14 protein-coding genes are annotated in these 16,843 nt (G+C 40.5%); 1 reads left to right on the top strand and 13 read right to left on the bottom strand.

Annotation, left to right across the window (positions count from 1 at the left end):
* The 9 genes from LKD48_RS09560 to LKD48_RS09520 form a co-directional block, all read right to left on the bottom strand.
* A partial coding sequence (locus tag LKD48_RS09560) for a hypothetical protein (RefSeq protein WP_308731893.1) occupies positions 1-343 on the bottom strand: 343 nt, incomplete at its 3' end.
* Between the two features lie 146 nt (positions 344-489).
* Positions 490-1,206, bottom strand: a complete 717-nt coding sequence (locus tag LKD48_RS09555) for an RHS repeat-associated core domain-containing protein (RefSeq protein WP_308731892.1) — start codon at positions 1,204-1,206, stop codon at positions 490-492.
* A 213-nt stretch (positions 1,207-1,419) separates the two neighbouring features.
* Complete coding sequence (locus LKD48_RS09550; RefSeq protein ID WP_308731891.1) at positions 1,420-2,211, bottom strand: HAD-IIA family hydrolase; 792 nt, start codon at positions 2,209-2,211, stop codon at positions 1,420-1,422.
* Entirely contained in the window at positions 2,205-2,939 is a 735-nt protein-coding gene (locus LKD48_RS09545; protein WP_308731890.1) for a glycerophosphodiester phosphodiesterase, read from the bottom strand. Before LKD48_RS09545 ends, LKD48_RS09550 begins: the two co-directional genes overlap by 7 nt.
* 121 nt (positions 2,940-3,060) lie before the next feature.
* Positions 3,061-4,419 carry an ABC transporter substrate-binding protein gene (locus tag LKD48_RS09540; RefSeq protein WP_308731889.1) on the bottom strand — a complete coding sequence of 453 codons (1,359 nt, stop codon included), beginning with the start codon at positions 4,417-4,419 and terminating at the stop codon, positions 3,061-3,063.
* Between the two features lie 141 nt (positions 4,420-4,560).
* Complete coding sequence (locus LKD48_RS09535) at positions 4,561-5,475, bottom strand: carbohydrate ABC transporter permease (protein ID WP_308731888.1); 915 nt, start codon at positions 5,473-5,475, stop codon at positions 4,561-4,563.
* On the bottom strand, positions 5,475-6,338 hold the full coding sequence (locus LKD48_RS09530; RefSeq protein WP_308731887.1) for a carbohydrate ABC transporter permease: 864 nt from the start codon (positions 6,336-6,338) through the stop codon (positions 5,475-5,477). The genes LKD48_RS09535 and LKD48_RS09530 overlap by 1 nt, the downstream gene beginning before the upstream one ends.
* A 35-nt stretch (positions 6,339-6,373) precedes the next feature.
* On the bottom strand, positions 6,374-7,507 hold the full coding sequence (locus LKD48_RS09525; RefSeq protein WP_308731886.1) for an ABC transporter ATP-binding protein: 1,134 nt from the start codon (positions 7,505-7,507) through the stop codon (positions 6,374-6,376).
* A gap of 200 nt (positions 7,508-7,707) precedes the next feature.
* Positions 7,708-8,502, bottom strand: coding sequence for an AAC(3) family N-acetyltransferase (locus LKD48_RS09520; protein WP_308731885.1), 795 nt, complete (start codon positions 8,500-8,502; stop codon positions 7,708-7,710).
* A gap of 204 nt (positions 8,503-8,706) precedes the next feature.
* On the opposite strand from LKD48_RS09520, the gene LKD48_RS09515 reads away from it, so the two are divergent.
* The gene (locus LKD48_RS09515) at positions 8,707-9,483 is read left to right on the top strand and encodes a sialate O-acetylesterase (RefSeq protein WP_308731884.1); all 777 of its coding nucleotides are present in this window, start codon (positions 8,707-8,709) and stop codon (positions 9,481-9,483) included.
* 75 nt (positions 9,484-9,558) lie between these two features.
* Here LKD48_RS09515 and LKD48_RS09510 read toward each other — a convergent pair whose 3' ends face one another.
* The 4 genes from LKD48_RS09510 to LKD48_RS09495 form a co-directional block, all read right to left on the bottom strand.
* Positions 9,559-10,896 carry a sodium-dependent transporter gene (locus LKD48_RS09510; protein ID WP_066556853.1) on the bottom strand — a complete coding sequence of 446 codons (1,338 nt, stop codon included), beginning with the start codon at positions 10,894-10,896 and terminating at the stop codon, positions 9,559-9,561.
* A 252-nt stretch (positions 10,897-11,148) separates the two neighbouring features.
* A complete protein-coding gene (locus tag LKD48_RS09505) occupies positions 11,149-12,921 on the bottom strand; it encodes an ABC transporter ATP-binding protein (RefSeq protein WP_308731883.1) in 1,773 nt (590 codons plus the stop codon).
* A 14-nt stretch (positions 12,922-12,935) separates the two neighbouring features.
* Positions 12,936-14,708 (bottom strand): ABC transporter ATP-binding protein, encoded by a 1,773-nt coding sequence (locus LKD48_RS09500; RefSeq protein ID WP_308731882.1) that lies wholly within the window; start codon positions 14,706-14,708, stop codon positions 12,936-12,938.
* A 98-nt stretch (positions 14,709-14,806) separates the two neighbouring features.
* On the bottom strand, positions 14,807-16,504 hold the full coding sequence (locus LKD48_RS09495; protein ID WP_308731881.1) for a glycoside hydrolase family 2 protein: 1,698 nt from the start codon (positions 16,502-16,504) through the stop codon (positions 14,807-14,809).
* Between the last annotated feature and the right edge of the window lie 339 nt (positions 16,505-16,843).

Genomic DNA, 16,843 nt, shown 5'->3' with positions numbered 1-16,843 from the left:
AATCACAAAATTTTTTTGATAATCTTGGAAAGATACATTTATTTTGTATTTCTACAAACATATACTCTCCTCCCATATATACCTTTTCACTATCAATTTCTTTTCCATCCTTTAACAAGACAAAACTACAATAGTATTGATATCCTGCTCGAAACTCAACTCTTTTGTTAAATATTTCATCTGGATCATATATATTATTTTCCCAATATTGTTCTAGTTTTATATCAATTCCATACACTTCTAGTTTTTTCTCCCACATCTTCATATTTTGTTTGAATTGTTCCCAGATATTTGTTTCATTACTTATAATATTTGTTATTTCCTCTGTCGAAAACTTTTTCATATAGCCACTTCCTTCTTTATTAATGCTCTACACAGAACAAATTTTCTAGCACCTATTATGTATAAGGTACTAGAAAATTTGTTATTTTTTCTTATATAAAATATCAAAGTATATACTAATATATTTATGGAATAGCTTTTCTTAATCTATTCTCCTAAATGTCCCTTTCCAGTTGCTCCTTTTGATTTCAATCGTCCAACTGCCTGTATTTCAAAATTTTTGTTTTTTATAAGTCCTGCTCCTGCACCAATAGCCGCTCCTGCTATTGCTCCAGTTGTAAATCCCACTGCACCCCACTTTAAAGCTGCTGTTCCTGAATTTTTCCAACTGCCGGTTGATATTCTAATTGCAATAGCTCCACTTGTTGCTCCAACTGCTGCACCACCAATCGCACCTATTACAGAGCCTTTTAACGCCCCTACTGCAACTGCTGCAAGCGCTGTTCCTGTTCCAGCTGTTGCAACTGTTAATGCGGCTGCGGCTTCAATTACCGCAGTTCCAACCAGAACTTGTGTTACCCACTTTGGCCAGCCACCGTCTTCATCTTCCATGTTAACCGGATTATTAAAGCAGTACTGATACAGATTCTTTCCCTGTACAGAATCCAACTGATAGGTCAGTGTTTCAAAGTCGTCCGCATTCATAAACCTTCCAACTTCCGGATCGTAATAGCGGCTTCCCAGACAGTACAGTCCTGTCTCTGGATCATAGACATACTTTCGGTAGCAAAATGGATTCAGCGTTGCAAGGGACACACCACTATTATCCTGTGTTGACGTTACCTTGCCCCAGCTGTTGTACTGGTATCTTACCACTACATGATTGCTGCTGTCAACCAGACCGGTGACATCTCCGGACCACATTGGGGACAGGCACGGTGGTCAGATTAGTGTCCCTGGTGGCTCAAATTTGTGAACTTTTGTTCCTCTCAACTTGACTGCATTCTAGTAAAGACACAAAAAAGCCTGAAAGCTCTTTTCTTGAACTTTCAGGCTTTTTTTTAATATCATGATATTTTAGGGACACATATCGAGCCAGTAGTGACACATTTTGAGCCACCGTCCCTGTCACCATGGTCACTTCCACGCCTCGTGAAGTTCGCGCACTGTCGGAAAAATATAATCTGGCTTGTAGCTGCTTTCTTCAGCATCTTTTCTTGTGGCTTCTCCTGTAAGTACAAGCGCTGTCTCGACACCTGCATTGATGCCAGATAAAATGTCGGTATATAAACGATCTCCAATTACTAATGTTTCATCCTTTGTAAAATGATTCTGCGCAACAGACATATCAACCATTCCTGGCTCTGGCTTTCCGATAAAATACGGCTTTTTCTTTACGGCATGCTCAATCATCTGGCACATTGCACCGCAATCTGGCACGAATCCAAATTCAATCGGACACACCAGATCTGGATTTGTCGCCACATAGCCTACCTCTCTCGTGGAAAGAATCTTGCATGTATCTGTCAGCTTTTCATAAGTCAGCTCATTGTCGTATGCGACAAGCACACATGCAATCTCTGGATCCTCACAGTCAGTTGTCACACGTATCCCGCTTTTTTTCAACTCCCTGATCAATGATTTTGTCCCCATCACATAGATCAGCTTATCAGTATAATTTTTCTTTAAATAATGAACCGTCGCGTAAGATGCTGTAATGAAATTGCTGTAATCGGTTTTAATTCCGAGCTTTTGAAACTTCAAGATATAGTCCTGAATGCTCTTTGTGGAATTGTTTGTTATAAAGACAAACTGACCTCCGCTTTGACGGATATCCTCAAGGAACTGCGTTGTGCCGTCGATCAATCGCTCACCCTGACACACAGTTCCGTCAATATCAAATAAAAAAAGCTTTTTGTTGCTCAGCATCCTGTTACCTCTCTTCTTACTCGTAATGCGACATCAGGATAATTAGTGATAACTGCCTCTAAATCATTCTCAATAAAATTTTTCATATCCTTTTCATTATTTACAGTCCATACGCGCACCTTCTCGCCGCTCTCGTTCCATCTTTTCATAAAATCAGACATATACATATGATAAACAGCTGGATGAAGACCCTCTACACCATTTTGCTTTGCATATTTCTCTACATCCAAAATGACATCTGAAAACAGCCATGCTGTCTCTGCTGTACTGTCAATTTCCTTAATCTTTGCAATACTGTGATGATTAAAGGAAGAATAAATCACTCTGTCATGCATTCCCGTTTCCTGGACAATAAAAGCTGTCTTTTCTTCAATCTGCGGATACCAGTAAATTCCAGTCTTTAACTCTATATTTACATCCATATTTGTTGTACTGACATATTCGAGAACCTCGCGAAGCGTCGGAATACCTGCTCCCACATAAGACTCCATGTGATTATGAAAAGACAGACGCTTTAATTCGCGCAGCGTCATGTCCTTAATAAAACCGCTTCCGTTGCTGACACGATCAATCTTTTCATCATGTGTCACCACAACTTCGCCATCCTTTGTCACATGAACATCTAACTCAATGCCGTCTGCGCCCTGTTTTGCTGCTAACTCAAAGGCCTCCATTGTATTTTCCGGCGCATATGCACTTGCGCCTCTATGTGCAAATATCTTTGTCATATCTTACCTGCTTTCTTATTTTATTCTATCGAAAAGCGACAGGGCATATGCCCTGCCGCCCTTGTTATTGTTATTATACCACACTAAGTTCAAAAGAAAAACTGTGAATCAGCAAACCAAATTAGTTGTTTACCAAATTATACTCCTCGATCGCATCATTGATCTGGGATGCCATGCTGTCCACTGCCTCGTCTACGGTCTCGTTTCCATTTAACATGCTCTCGATCTCGGACTCTACGATTGCGCGTGCCTCTGAGAATACACTTAACAATGCGCCTGCATACTGTGGTGCTGAATCATGCAGCTGATCAATTGCAGTCTCAAACTGAGGATACTTTTCGATGTTTTCCTTGAATACATCCTCATCGTGTGCATCTACGTTTACTGGGAAATAACCTGTCTCTGCATTCCAGAATGCCTGTGACTCTGGGGAAATTAAGAACTTTACAAACTCCCATGTTGCGCGAAGCTTCTTTGGATCGTTATTATCAAGTGCCCACAAAGATGCACCTCCTATGGAAACGCCACCCTCGTCTGAGGACTTTACCTTAGGAAAATATGCAGTTCCTACCTCAAACTTGCCGTCTACATCCTGCAAAATCTGCTTTAAAGATGCGGTGGAACCAAGTGTGATTGCAGATTTTCCTGCTGAGAAATCAGCCAGACCTGCATCACCGCCCTTTCCAACATTTGGAGCATAGCCTAAATCGTAAAGATTCTTCCACTCATTTAAGATATTTGCTGCTGCACCATTCTCATCAAATGCAACTGCAGTTGCAGCCTCAGTTCTTCCATTTCCATTATTTGCGTACTCTAAGCCCTGCTTTCCGATAAATTGCTCAAAGAACCAGCCATAGATACCAAGAGACATGACTTCCTGTGCGCCACTATCAAGCAGCTTATCACCGATCTGGGCAATTGACTCTAAGCTATCCGGAATCTCGGTAATGCCTGCTGCATCAAACATATCCTTATTGTAATACATAAGCGGAGTAGAGGAATTGAATGGCATAGAATACAGCATATCATTAATAGTATAATAAGCTGCTAAGTTTGACTCCAGAACAGAAGTGTCATACTCATCTGCATTAACCATAGACTGCATTGGAACGATCCAGCCAGACTCAATCATAAAACGAGTTCCAATTTCATAAACCTGAACAAGATCAGCACCCATATTTCCAATCTGCGCGCTCTTAAGCTTGTTAAGTGCATCATCGTAGCTTCCCTGATACTCAGCCTCTACAGTGATACCATATTCATTCTCATCATTAAACTTCTGAACTAATGTATCAATTGCCTGTCCGTTGACACCACCCATTGAATGCCAGAAGCTGATTGTAGTTTTGTCAACCTCAGATGCATCCGCCATCTCAATCTCTGGTACTTCTGCTGTTGTCTCATCGGCAAATACCATTCCAGTACTCATGCTCAGTACACTTGCTACTGCTAATACGGATGCGGTTAACTTCTTCTTCATAAATTCCTCTTTCTGCGCTGCTTTCTTCGTCATTATTATAGTTTTAATATTTACCTGTGATTACAGCGCGGACACAGGTGTTGAACATACAGCAAATATTTTACTATTTTTATAGAAAATATTTGCTTTTTATGTAAACCGTCAGCCCTTTACGGCTCCGGAGAACATACCGCGGATCAATTGTTTCTGTCCTATGATAAAAATTGATATTGAAGGAATAATAATCATGACAACACCTGCAATCATCATTGTAACCGACTGTGAATCAATGCTGTCAAGCATACTAATTCCGATCTGAACTGTTCTCATATTTGATGATCCAGTTACAAGAAGCGGCCACATATACATGTTCCATGCATTAATGAAAGTATAAATCGCCATTGCTCCAATGGAGGATTTTGTAAGTGGAAGCAATATTTTAACGATAAATTTCAAATTGGTGCAGCCGTCAAGCTTTGCCGACTCATACAGTGAGATCGGAAATGTCATGTAAAACTGTCTGAATAAAAAGATTCCTGTTGCAGATGTCAGGTAAGGAATAATCAATACCTGGTATGTATCAAGCATCTTTAACTGGCTCATCGTCAGGTAGTTAGAAATAATCGTTGCCTCTCCCGGCACCATCATAGTTGCCATAACAACCATGAAAAGTACACCCTTTCCCTTAAAATCAAGGAATGAAAAAGCAAACGCTGCCAGTGAACATGTGATGATCTGTCCGACTGTGATCAAACTTGCCACAAGAAATGAGTTTCCGATGAATCGAAGAAGCGGTACATTCTTGAATGCATCTATGAAATTTTGAAAAGTTGGCTTTTTCGGAAGCAAGTTCATATCAAGTGTGTATAATTCATTTGATGGCATAAATGCAATACTTATCGCATAGAGAAGCGGCAGTAAAATGACTGCGCCCACCATCACATTTGCAGCCAAACGAAGTGCCATTTTTGTACGTCTTCTGACAAGTGCCTTGTGATTCATCTGCTGCTTGATCGATACAAGCTCAGCTGCGCTCATAGTTCCGACTCCATTTTTGATTACAACATTATTTTCCATCAGTAGTTCACTCCCTTCTTTTCCATCTTAAACATCACAAGCGTGATAAGCATAATAATAAAGAATAAAATAACTGACTGTGCAGCTGCTGTTCCAAAGCGATAGTTGAAAAATGCATTTCGATAAATCGAATAAACAATTACATTTGTTGATTCGCTTGGACCGCCCTCTGTCAGAATCTTAATCTGTCCAAAAGACTGGAATGCCTGAATGATGTTTACAACTAATGTGTAGAACATAATTGGCGATAATCCTGGAAGTGTAAGGCTAAAGAATTTTTGAATGCCATTCGCACCATCCACAGATGCGCGCTCATAAATCGACTCATCAATATTTCCAAGACCTGCAGAAAAATACAAAAAATTGATTCCGCTGTTTAGCCATGCAGTCAAAACTGCCACACATATCAGCGCTGTCTTCGGATCGTTAAACCAATTGATATTCGTTCCCAGAAGCTTATTTACAATACCGATTGAAGGATTAAGCATGATCTTAAAAATCATAGCTGCCGAACTGGAGGCAATTGCCATTGGAAGAGCATAGGCAGTTGAAAATACGCGAATACCAGGAAATGCCTTATTACATAAAACTGCTGTTACGAGTCCCAAAAACATACTTCCAAGCACAACAATCACAACATAAATCATTGTTACCTTAAGACTGTTTTGAAAGCTTGCTGATGTCAGCAGATCTGTGTAATTTTCCAGTCCTACAAACAGCTTTGCCTGTCCGTATTTGTTCGTTTTAAATAGACTCAAATACACAGTCTTTACAAACGGATAAAATAAGAATACGGCAAATACCAACATACACGGCAGTAAATAACAATATGACGTCAGACTTAATTTCTTTTTAATTTTCATTTTTTCTTTGTTTCCTTTCCTGACTACAGGCAGCGTTAAAACAGATTTTCCTCTGTATTACAATCAAAGATATGCACCTTATTAGGATTAAAATAAAATGTCATTTTCTCATTTGGCTGTGTTGTATTGTTCGGTTTTAATCGAACTGAGTAGTTTGTGTCACACTCATCAAAATACAAGAATACCTCCGAGCCAAGCATTTCTCTTGCCGTGATTCTCTCTGTAATTCCAATGCTGCTTCTCTCAAAGCCACCTTTTACAGCATTCTCATAATCTGTGATATCCTCTGGCCTAATACCCATGATGACATGCTGTCCATTTCTGCTTCGTGCAAGAACTTCACCTCTCGGACCATCAATAATCACCATTTTCTCCTGATTTTCGCCAAAACTTAATACAGCCTTATTTTTCTTTTCTCCTAAAGCACTGACCTTTGCCTCAAAGAAATTCATACTTGGTGATCCGATAAAGCCTGCGACAAATTTGTTTGCCGGATGGTTGTAGATCGCTGCCGGTGCTGCCGCCTGCTGCACCACACCGCCCTTCATAACGACAATCTTACTTGCAAGTGTCATTGCCTCTGTCTGATCATGTGTTACATAAATAATCGTTGTATTTAATTTCTTATGAAGTTTTGCCAGCTCAACACGCATCTGTGTCCTAAGCTTTGCATCTAAATTTGAAAGCGGCTCATCCATCAAAAAGGCTTTCGGCTGACGAATAATAGCGCTTCCAATTGCAACACGCTGCTTTTGACCGCCTGACAATGCACTTGGACGGCGATCAAGCAGATGCTCAATCTCCAAAATCTTTGCAACCTCATGCACCTGACGGTCAATCTCTGCCTTAGGAACCTTGCGAATTTTCAATGCAAACGCTATGTTTCCGTATACAGTCATATTAGGATACAATGCATAATTTTGAAATACCATAGACATCCCACGCTGCTGAGGCTCTATGTAGTTACATAACTGCCCATCAATCCAAAGCTCACCATCCGTGATATCCTCAAGTCCTGCTATCATACGAAGTGTGGTGGACTTTCCGCAGCCAGACGGACCTACAAAAATAATAAATTCTTTGTCATGAATGTCCAGATTAAACTCTCGTACCGCGAAGTTTCCATTTTCATATTTCTTGCTTACATTTTTCAGTGTGATTTCTGACATACAATTCCTTTCCAATCAATTCTGTCTATTTAAAGCGTCAGACAGAACAACAGGTGTCTTTTTTCATTTCATTCTCTGTCTCACGTCATTTATAATAGCAGGCGTTTCGCCTTACATACTATCCTCGTTTCGGAAAAGGAATGTAAAAGTCAAGTAAAAAAAGCAATGGAGCCCTCCCCATTGCTTTTATCATATCCTTTTTATCTTATAAATTCCTGCCATCTTTCAGGTGCAATTTCTCCTCCCGTCATCAGACACTCTGGATCAGGTGCTATCACATGGCGAGTCACTTCAAAAATACGTCTTGCATCGCACAAAATACACTCTGCTGATCCAAATACAGTATGTACTGCTGCTCCACATTCATCAAATGCCCGATTAAGCTTAACAAAATCCTCAGAAATATGTGGCTGCTGTGAGTTATAGTGCTTTCTCATATAGACAGAAACTGGCTTTTTTCCATGCTGCACGATTTTCATAAGAACTGGCATGTCAGACAGTCTATTTGGCACATTGAGCACTTCCTCTACACTATGGATGTATGTATTTCGCTCATGACCAACCCCAACTAAGAGAATTTTGCCTCCGACATCCTTTAAACGATCATAACAGCCGCCTGGTGTACACGGTGTATTGCGCATTTCTTCCCCAGCCAAATATGACGCAGCATCTTTTCCGTAGCCTGCCATACTGTGAGTCGGATGCAATGAGCGAATCACACCAGGACGTTTCAAAAATAAATTAGGTAAAATCCCCACACATGCAGGTTCATTATCCACATCAAAAACAGGATTCTCTGCATTTATCGTCTTCCATGTATGTGTCGGAAGAAGCAATAAACCCTTTTCAAAAAACTCCATCAAAGCATCTAACACCGTATCGGCTCCTTTTTGTGTTTCACCGATTGCCTTCATAGAAGAATGAATTAAAATTGTTTCTTCCCCTGTAAGTCCCATCGCTGCAAGCTGCTTTTTTAATGATTCCTTTGTATGCATAATATTTCCTTTCTAAAGTGAAATCCTCAAAACCACTCTTATAGTACCACACTTTTATATCTTTTGTAACTATTCTTAACCCCATTCACATCCAAATTAAATCTAACCCGAAGGTGAATGACTTTCACAATTTTTTTGCACTTGTGTATCAGCACTTTCAGTGCTATACTCCACTTGAAAAATACTATAACAGAAGGTGGACTTATGACAACATATGATTTATTTTTATTCGCCGGACAGTCCAATATGGCTGGCCGCGGCATTGCCTGTACACAATTTCCAGAAGGTGCACCTGACTTAATTTCTGGTGCTGGTGCTGAATTTCGCGCAATCTCTGATCCAAACAGACTTTATCCAATCGCAGAGCCTTTTGGTGCTCTGGAAAATAATCCCACTGGTATTTTTGAGCCAGGTATGAAGACTGGCTCACTTGTCACTTCTTTTGTAAATACCTATTTTCAAAATACAGGTGTTCCAGTTCTCGGCCTGTCATCAAGCAAAGGCGGCTCTGTCATCGCAAACTGGCAGGATCACGATGACTATCTTACAGATACAATAACACGTTTAAAAAGCGCGCAAACATTCTGCGAACAGCATAATATTACCCTTCGCCATCAGTATCTTCTTTGGTGTCAGGGAGAATCTGACGGAGATCACCATACAAGTGCTGACGAATATACAAAACAGTTTATGCAAATGTATGAAAAGCTAAAGGCTGTCGGAATTACACATTGTTTTTTAATTGGAATTGGCGCTTATAATGGAACAGCTGATGATATCTGCTACAATGAGATCAGAAATGCCCAGTATTCATTTGCAGAACACAGAAAAGATATCACAGTCGTCAGCCGCCTGTTTGAAACAATGAAAGCACGAGGACTGATGAAGGATTCTTTCCATTATTATCAGGCCGGATATAATGAAGTTGGAAAGGATGCTGCCATAAACACTGCAAAGTATGTATTAACTACTGCTGAGTAAACTCTTCTTTTCGCCTTGCTCATACAAAAAAGCACCTCACACCGTACTAGTAAAATACGATGCGAGGTGTTGTTTTTATTTCCACTGGAAATTAATCATTCCATAAATATAGATAAACAAAATTGCTGCCGGAACAAAATATTTGAAGATTGGCTTCATCCATGACTTTATCTTAAGGCCCTTTCCTGTATTAGCCTCTTCCACAAACTTATCCCAGCCCCATCCAAACTTGTTGCAGCAAAACAGTGCCAGTACAAGTGATCCAAGCGGAAGGATATTGTTAGATACAATAAAATCCCATAAATCCAGCCATGCTGTTCCCTCTGCAAATGGCTGGAATTTAATTACGCTGTAGCCAAGTGCTGTTGTCAATGCAAGTACAAAGATTCCTGCCGCGCAGACAACGCATCCCTTTGGACGTGACCATCCGGTAAGCTCGCGAACCATTGCAAGAATATTTTCGCAAACGCCAAGCACGGTAGACATAGCTGCAAATACCATAAACAAGAAGAACAACGCACCCCACCAGCGTCCTCCAGGCATATGAGAGAATACTGTTGCCATTGTATCAAACAAGAGGCTTGGTCCTGCATTAACTTCAAGTCCATAAGTAAAGCATGCACAGAACATGATAACACCAGCGATAACTGCGACAAATGTATCAAGTACAATTACATGAACAGACTCGCCCATCAAAGAACGATCCTTTCCGATATAGCTTCCAAATATTGCCATACCGCCCATTCCTGTTGACAGCGTGAAAAATGCTTGATTCATCGCACTAACGACTACTGAACCATCAATTTTTGAAAAATCAGGAACCAAATAGAACTTTAAGCCTTCCTTTGCTCCTGAAAGTGTCAGACCATGAATAGCAAGTACCATCATTAAAATCAAGAGTGATACCATCATGTATTTTGTTACACGCTCCAAACCACCCTGCAGATTAAAGCTTAAAATTGCAAATGCAGCAACTACTGTAACCAGTAAGAACGTAACATTTACACCTGGATTAGTTATCATAGCCACAAAACCAAAACTATCATTTTGTCCAGTTAAGAACTTAACGAAATAATAGATAATCCATCCAGTAACAACAGTATAAAATGCCATCAGTGCAATATTTCCAATCAGACATACAATGCCAAAGATTCCCCATTTGTGGCCTGTTTTTTCCAGTTTTCGATACATAAAGACTGGACTTGCCTGCGACGCTCGTCCGACTGCAAACTCCATAACAATTGCCGGAAGACCTAATAAAACAAGGCACGCCAGATATACCAGCATAAAGCCTCCGCCTCCATTTTGTCCGCACATCCACGGAAACTTCCACACATTGCCGCAGCCGATTGCACAGCCAGCCGACAGCATGATAAAGCCCAGTCGGCTTCCAAGCCGTTCTCGATTTTTCATAACATTTCCCTTCCTTATAATAAATTCCCTCTATGACGACAATCGAGGGCAAAAGCCTTGCCCCCGACCTCAACAGATAGATTTATTATAAGCCATACTGCACATTACGTCAACTGCTGATTTAAACTTTTACAGTTTAAAGTAAAGAATATTTTCCCTTACACGTTTCTTACAAAAATCGGTGAACTGTATGCCCACTGTCCATTTTTCTGAGAAACTTCTACGCGATAAATATCATCGTCTTATTTTCAATCATGATGATATCGCATGATGAATTTGCAGCTCATAAAGCTTTTTGTAGATTCCGTTCTGTGCCAAAAGTTCCTGATGTGTTCCACGCTCTCTGATCTTTCCCTTATGCATAACCATTATGCAGTCAGCATGCTGAATTGTTGAAAGACGATGCGCTACCATAATAGTAGTTCGTCCCTTCATCAGCTTTTCAAGCGCTTCCTGAATTAAAATTTCAGTCTCTGTATCAATATTTGCTGTTGCCTCATCCATTACAAGAATTGCTGGCTTATGCGCAAGCGTTCTTGCAAATGAAAGAAGCTGTCTCTCTCCTGCTGAAAAAGTTGCACCACGCTCTGTAACAGGCTCCTTATATTTTTTCGGAAGCTTTTCAATAAAATGTGATGCATTAACATACTCGGCAGCAGCTCTCACATCTTCAAACGGGATATCGTCGTGCAAACGAATATTTGACTCAATATCTCCCTCAAAGATAAATACATCCTGCTGCATCTGTCCAATCGCACTTCTAAGCTGCTTCTTGGAAAGCTTTCTAATATCCACACCGTCAATATAAATATGACCCTTCTGGATATCATAATAACGTCCGATTAGATTTAAAATAGACGATTTTCCAGCTCCTGTTGCACCAACAAATGCCACCTTCTCACCAGGCTCAATCACAAAGGAAACATCACGAAGTACATAATGTTCTCCATCATATGCAAACCACACATGGTCAAACTCAATGCGTCCAAGAACCTTTGGCAATACAATTGGATTTTCATCCTCCTTAACCTGCGGCTCCTCAGCGAGAATTGTAAATATCTTTTCTGCTGATGCTATTGATGACTGCAGTGTTGAAAACTGCTCGGCAAGCTCCTGAATCGGATCAAAGAACTGCTGAATGTACTGTGAGAAAATATAGAGAGTTCCGATGGAAATTGCCCCATCTAACACCTCATTGCTTCCGATGCCAAGCACTATCATTAAAGACAATACACTTAAAATATAGATTAGCGGACGAAAAATTGCAAACACCATCATCTCACGGTAGTGTGCGCGGTACAGCTTGTAATCCTTATCCTTAAACTCCTCGAACTTTCGCTCCTCTCGTCCAAAGATCTGAATGACGCGCATTCCTGAAATATTCTCAGATAAAAATGTATTGATATCTGTAAGCTTTGTGCGTACAATTCGATATGTTTTTCTGGAAATAACACGAAAGACAACTGTAAGCACCATGACAACTGGCAGAAGCACAAATGAAACAAGTGCCAGTCCTCTGTCAAGTGCAATCATAACAACAGCCAGTCCTATTATCTTTACGATATTTCTAAATAAACGCACCAAAATGCCTGAATACATCTCATTTAATGCTTCAACATCATTTGTCACTCTTGTGACAAGCTTTCCAACAGGCGTCAGATCAAAGAAACGGCTGCTTAAGCTTTGAATATGAATATACAGCTCTCGTCTTACAGTCAGAATGATCTTTTGTCCAGTCTTCTGCAAAATCCAGGTCTGTGCCATATTGAAAATAAAGCTTACTACAAGCACAATACCGTATTTCCATGCTGTATTAATAATTACATTGTAATCGCCCTGCGTCTCGAAGTTGTCAATCGCATCTCCAATCAGTGTTGGTCTATATAAATCAAATCCCGTAAGTGCCAGCACAAGCACCAGACAAAGCATAACCCATCCGGCATACGGTTTCATATAGGACAAAAGATGCAGCAGCGCATTTCCTTTATAATTACTTTCCAATTTGTCATCTGTCATTGAACTCATCTTGCTGCACCCCCTTACATCTCATTTAATTCCTGCTCAAGCTGCTGCTTCTCATAAATCTTTGCATAGAAGCCGCCCTCGCGGATTAATTCATCATGTGTACCATACTCAGTCAGCTCACCCTCAGTCAATACTGCGATATGATCAGCCTTTTGAAGCGTAGAAACACGATGTGCGATAATAATCGTTGTTTTTCCCTTGCGCAGACGAATCAGATTTTCTAAAATCTGCTCCTCTGTATCTGTATCGACAGCAGACAGTGAGTCATCCATAATCAATACAGGGGCATTCTTAAGAAGCGCACGTGCAATAGAGCTTCGCTGCTTCTGACCGCCTGAAAGCGTTACACCACGCTCTCCAACAAGTGTCTGATAGCCTTCTGGGAAATCAATAATATTGCTGTGAATGCAGGCCGCCTCAGCTGCTTCCTTAATATTATCGCGAAGCTTTGGATGATCAAAAATACGATCCTCAAGTCCAAACGCTATATTTTCCTCAAGTGTATCTGAGAACATAAAATTTTCCTGAGGCACATAAGCCACATCACGGTGAAGCACATGAAGCGGAATCTCATCAATAGGTCTTCCATCCATCAAAAGCATTCCTTTTTCGCAGTCATATACACGAAGAAGCAGATCTGCAAGCGTAGACTTTCCGCTTCCAGTTCGTCCAAGTACTGCTAACATCTCGCCTGGTTTAATGTGAACACTCACATTCTTTAAAACAGGTGTATCGCCATCTGGATACTGAAATGTCAGATTCTTCAGCTCTATATCACCAGTTAAATGCTCACCATCCTTCTCTTTTACCTTATCAATAATATCCGGCTTTTCATCGAAGATATCCTTGATACGCTTATAGCCTGCTGATGCCTGACTAAATGTATTTATACAGTCACCACAAGCAATCATCGGCCATACGAGCATACCTATATAAGAGTTGAACGCAACAAACTGACCAACTGATACAGTTCCATTAATTACCATTTTTCCTCCAATGATCAATGTCAAAAGAAGACTGATTCCCGTAATCAAATCAAGCAGTGGTCCAAACAAACTCCTTAGCTTCACAACGGCAAGATTCTTTTCCATGTTATTTTCATTTGCCTTTTGAAATTCCTCAAGATCCTTCTTCTCCTGAACAAAAGCCTTTAAAACACGGATACCAGAAATACTTTCCTGCACCTTATCTGAAAGAAATGAAAAGGCTTCCTGTCTGGCAGTCTGGCGTTTTTTCATCTGAACACCAAAGAAATAACATCCGATTGCAACAAGAATCATTGGAACAAATGCAAGCACAGTCAAACGCAAATCAACATATATGATCATTTTAATGATAACCATAATTGACATGACAGCTGCATCAAAGGTTGTAATGACAGCCATACCTACCGCCACTCGCACAGCCTCCAAATCATTTGTAAAATGCGCCATCAGATCACCTGTTTTGTGCTCATTAAAATAACGTGCCGACAATGTTTCCAAATGACCAAACATATCATTTCTAAGACGATATTCAATCTTTCTGGATGCACCAAAAATACAGTATCGCCATCCAAAACGGCCAAACATCATAATCAGTCCTGCAATCAATATCTTCATGAGCATCATTGGAATTCCGGCTTTTTTCAGCGTTTCATTTGTCAGTCCGTCAATTATATCTCCGATAAACTGCGGAATATAAATATTTGCCAGATCGACACAAAGCAAAATTGCTATGCCAAACACATACCACCATTTATACTCATACAGATAGTTTTTCAGTGAAAACTTCTTCTGTTTTTCCATCGTGTTTTCCTTCCATGTTCGTTACTTTTTATCTTATTTCATCTATTTTTTTAGATTCACTTGTGTTTTTTTCATACAAGTATCATTCAATTGAAGCCTTATTCTCTGTATGTATCAACAGACGAAAAGATTTTCTTTACGGTCTCATAGGCCAGCTTTGGTCTTCTATACTCATCCACAATTCCCTTATTGTTCATCGTTCTTGGACGGGTGTTCCACCAATCATTTGTTACGCGCACATCGCAAAACTGCCAAATGTAAACACCAGAACAGTCATCATAGGACAAGATCGCATTTAACTGCTCCTCAAGTGCCTGCACCTGATACTCCTCAGACCACTTCACCTTCGCCGACGTGCGGTATCCATAGATTGCACCTGCACCAACCTCAGTGATTAAAAATGGCTTTCCCTCTCCCGGTGTTGTCTGAACCCACTTATATAAATCATCCAGATACTCGGCTACCGGTGTGTTGTGATACCACTTTGGATAGATGTTATAGGAAACCACATCGACCAGATCAAAGCAGATATCAGTCTTAAAGCGACAGCTTGAGAATGAACGCGGACGTGTTTTGTCTAAGCTCTCAATCAGCTCAAACTGAGCCTTATAGCAAGATTTTCCGTATTCGGTATCACTTGCGCACTCATTTAAAATACCCCAGATATAAATAGACGGATGATTATAGTGAGCTGCTATCATCTCGCGAATACAAGTCTCACACTGGCGCTCGAAGTTTGGATTTCTCATCTGCTCTTCGCTTAAGCCTCTTGCATGATTCTCCTCCCAGACTAAGATACCAAGCTCATCACACAAATCAAGAAACAGCTCATCATTTGGATAATGAGATGTTCTAATTGAATTTGCTCCCATATCTCGTGCAAGCTGCAAATCCTGCATGATTGCAGAAAGCGGCAGCGCACAGCCAAATTGCGGATGATCCTCATGGCGGCAGAAGCCCTTAATGCGAAGCTTCTTTCCATTTAAAAGGATGTCCTTTCCCTGTGTCTTCACTTCACGAAAGCCCACACGGTCAGTCAAATCATCAATCACACAGCCACTCTCATCCTGAAGCCGTGCCGTTACCTGATAAAGAGTCGGATGCTCCGGTGCCCAAGCACTTACAGCCTTGCAGGCAATCTCATCAGTCTCAATCGTAAGCTCGTCTTCATTTTCTTTCATACTACAAGTCTCGCTGCACAAAAAGGCTTCTGTCTCCCCATTTTTCAGCGTGACATTCACAGTTCCATCCCACCTATCCTCAGTAAGTGATGTAATCACAAGCTTGATCCTTGCATACCATCCACCATCCTTATAAATAGGAGTAAAATGCATCTGTCTAATATAATGTTTCGGAAGCTTTTCTAATACCACACCCCTTGAAATACCGCCATAGCTTTGGTAATCATTTTCCACATGAAGGGCAGACGCCTCAGAAAACGAGTTATCCACCAAGACACTTAACTTATGAACACCTGACGGCAAATTTTTGACCACTGCCTCAAACTGAGTAAATGCATTGTAATGCTCTGCAACTTGGTTTCCGTCCACGAAAACTTTTGCCGTATGGCTGACACCCTTAAAGACAATGCGCACATCACCGTCTGCCTCAAAGCTACGCTCATACAAGCCTTGTCCTCTGTAAGCTTCAAAGCCAGGATAGCTTTCCCAACAGGACGGCACCGTTACTTTTCCAACCGGCGTATTTTTTCCATCTGTCACCTGACTAAAATCCCACAAAGATGAAGAAAGCTCAGTTGTCTTTCTAACCTGATGTTCTTCAAATAAACGTATCATTTTCTAACTCCTCCTTTTTCATTTCGACATTATCTACCCTAATGCGTATAACTTTTATTGTAAACCATGTCCAATCGAATAACAATGGAGATTTCACTTCTTTTGAAAAAACATTTAGACACAGAAAAAGCCACGGGGACAGATTCGTCCCCATGGCTTTCCGCGTCCCCTGGTTTTCTTGACGTTGTTCATATAAGGCTATTCATCATATCCCAACCAATAAAATACCTCATCATTATACTTATATTGACTAGAAATCAATGCTACAAGTAAAAGGAAATCTGCCCAGCATCTTACTTGATTACAAATGTTCTGAGAAGCACATAAATATTGAATTTA

Source organism: Anthropogastromicrobium aceti (assembly GCF_020687335.1).
Classification (GTDB): domain Bacteria; phylum Bacillota; class Clostridia; order Lachnospirales; family Lachnospiraceae; genus Anthropogastromicrobium; species Anthropogastromicrobium aceti.
This window is presented reverse-complemented; position numbering and strand designations above follow the sequence as displayed.

Excerpts from the sequence above, each read along its gene's own strand:
- LKD48_RS09505 (WP_308731883.1), bottom strand. The coding sequence starts at position 12,921 with ATGAGTTCAATGACAGATGACAAATTGGAAAGTAATTATAAAGGAAAT.
- LKD48_RS09500 (WP_308731882.1), bottom strand. The coding sequence starts at position 14,708 with ATGGAAAAACAGAAGAAGTTTTCACTGAAAAACTATCTGTATGAGTAT.
- LKD48_RS09535 (WP_308731888.1), bottom strand. The coding sequence starts at position 5,475 with ATGGAAAATAATGTTGTAATCAAAAATGGAGTCGGAACTATGAGCGCA.
- LKD48_RS09555 (WP_308731892.1), bottom strand. The coding sequence starts at position 1,206 with ATGTGGTCCGGAGATGTCACCGGTCTGGTTGACAGCAGCAATCATGTA.
- LKD48_RS09520 (WP_308731885.1), bottom strand. The coding sequence starts at position 8,502 with ATGCATACAAAGGAATCATTAAAAAAGCAGCTTGCAGCGATGGGACTT.
- LKD48_RS09550 (WP_308731891.1), bottom strand. The coding sequence starts at position 2,211 with ATGCTGAGCAACAAAAAGCTTTTTTTATTTGATATTGACGGAACTGTG.
- LKD48_RS09530 (WP_308731887.1), bottom strand. The coding sequence starts at position 6,338 with ATGAAAATTAAAAAGAAATTAAGTCTGACGTCATATTGTTATTTACTG.
- LKD48_RS09545 (WP_308731890.1), bottom strand. The coding sequence starts at position 2,939 with ATGACAAAGATATTTGCACATAGAGGCGCAAGTGCATATGCGCCGGAA.
- LKD48_RS09510 (WP_066556853.1), bottom strand. The coding sequence starts at position 10,896 with ATGAAAAATCGAGAACGGCTTGGAAGCCGACTGGGCTTTATCATGCTG.
- LKD48_RS09525 (WP_308731886.1), bottom strand. The coding sequence starts at position 7,507 with ATGTCAGAAATCACACTGAAAAATGTAAGCAAGAAATATGAAAATGGA.
- LKD48_RS09515 (WP_308731884.1), top strand. The coding sequence starts at position 8,707 with ATGACAACATATGATTTATTTTTATTCGCCGGACAGTCCAATATGGCT.
- LKD48_RS09495 (WP_308731881.1), bottom strand. The coding sequence starts at position 16,504 with ATGATACGTTTATTTGAAGAACATCAGGTTAGAAAGACAACTGAGCTT.
- LKD48_RS09540 (WP_308731889.1), bottom strand. The coding sequence starts at position 4,419 with ATGAAGAAGAAGTTAACCGCATCCGTATTAGCAGTAGCAAGTGTACTG.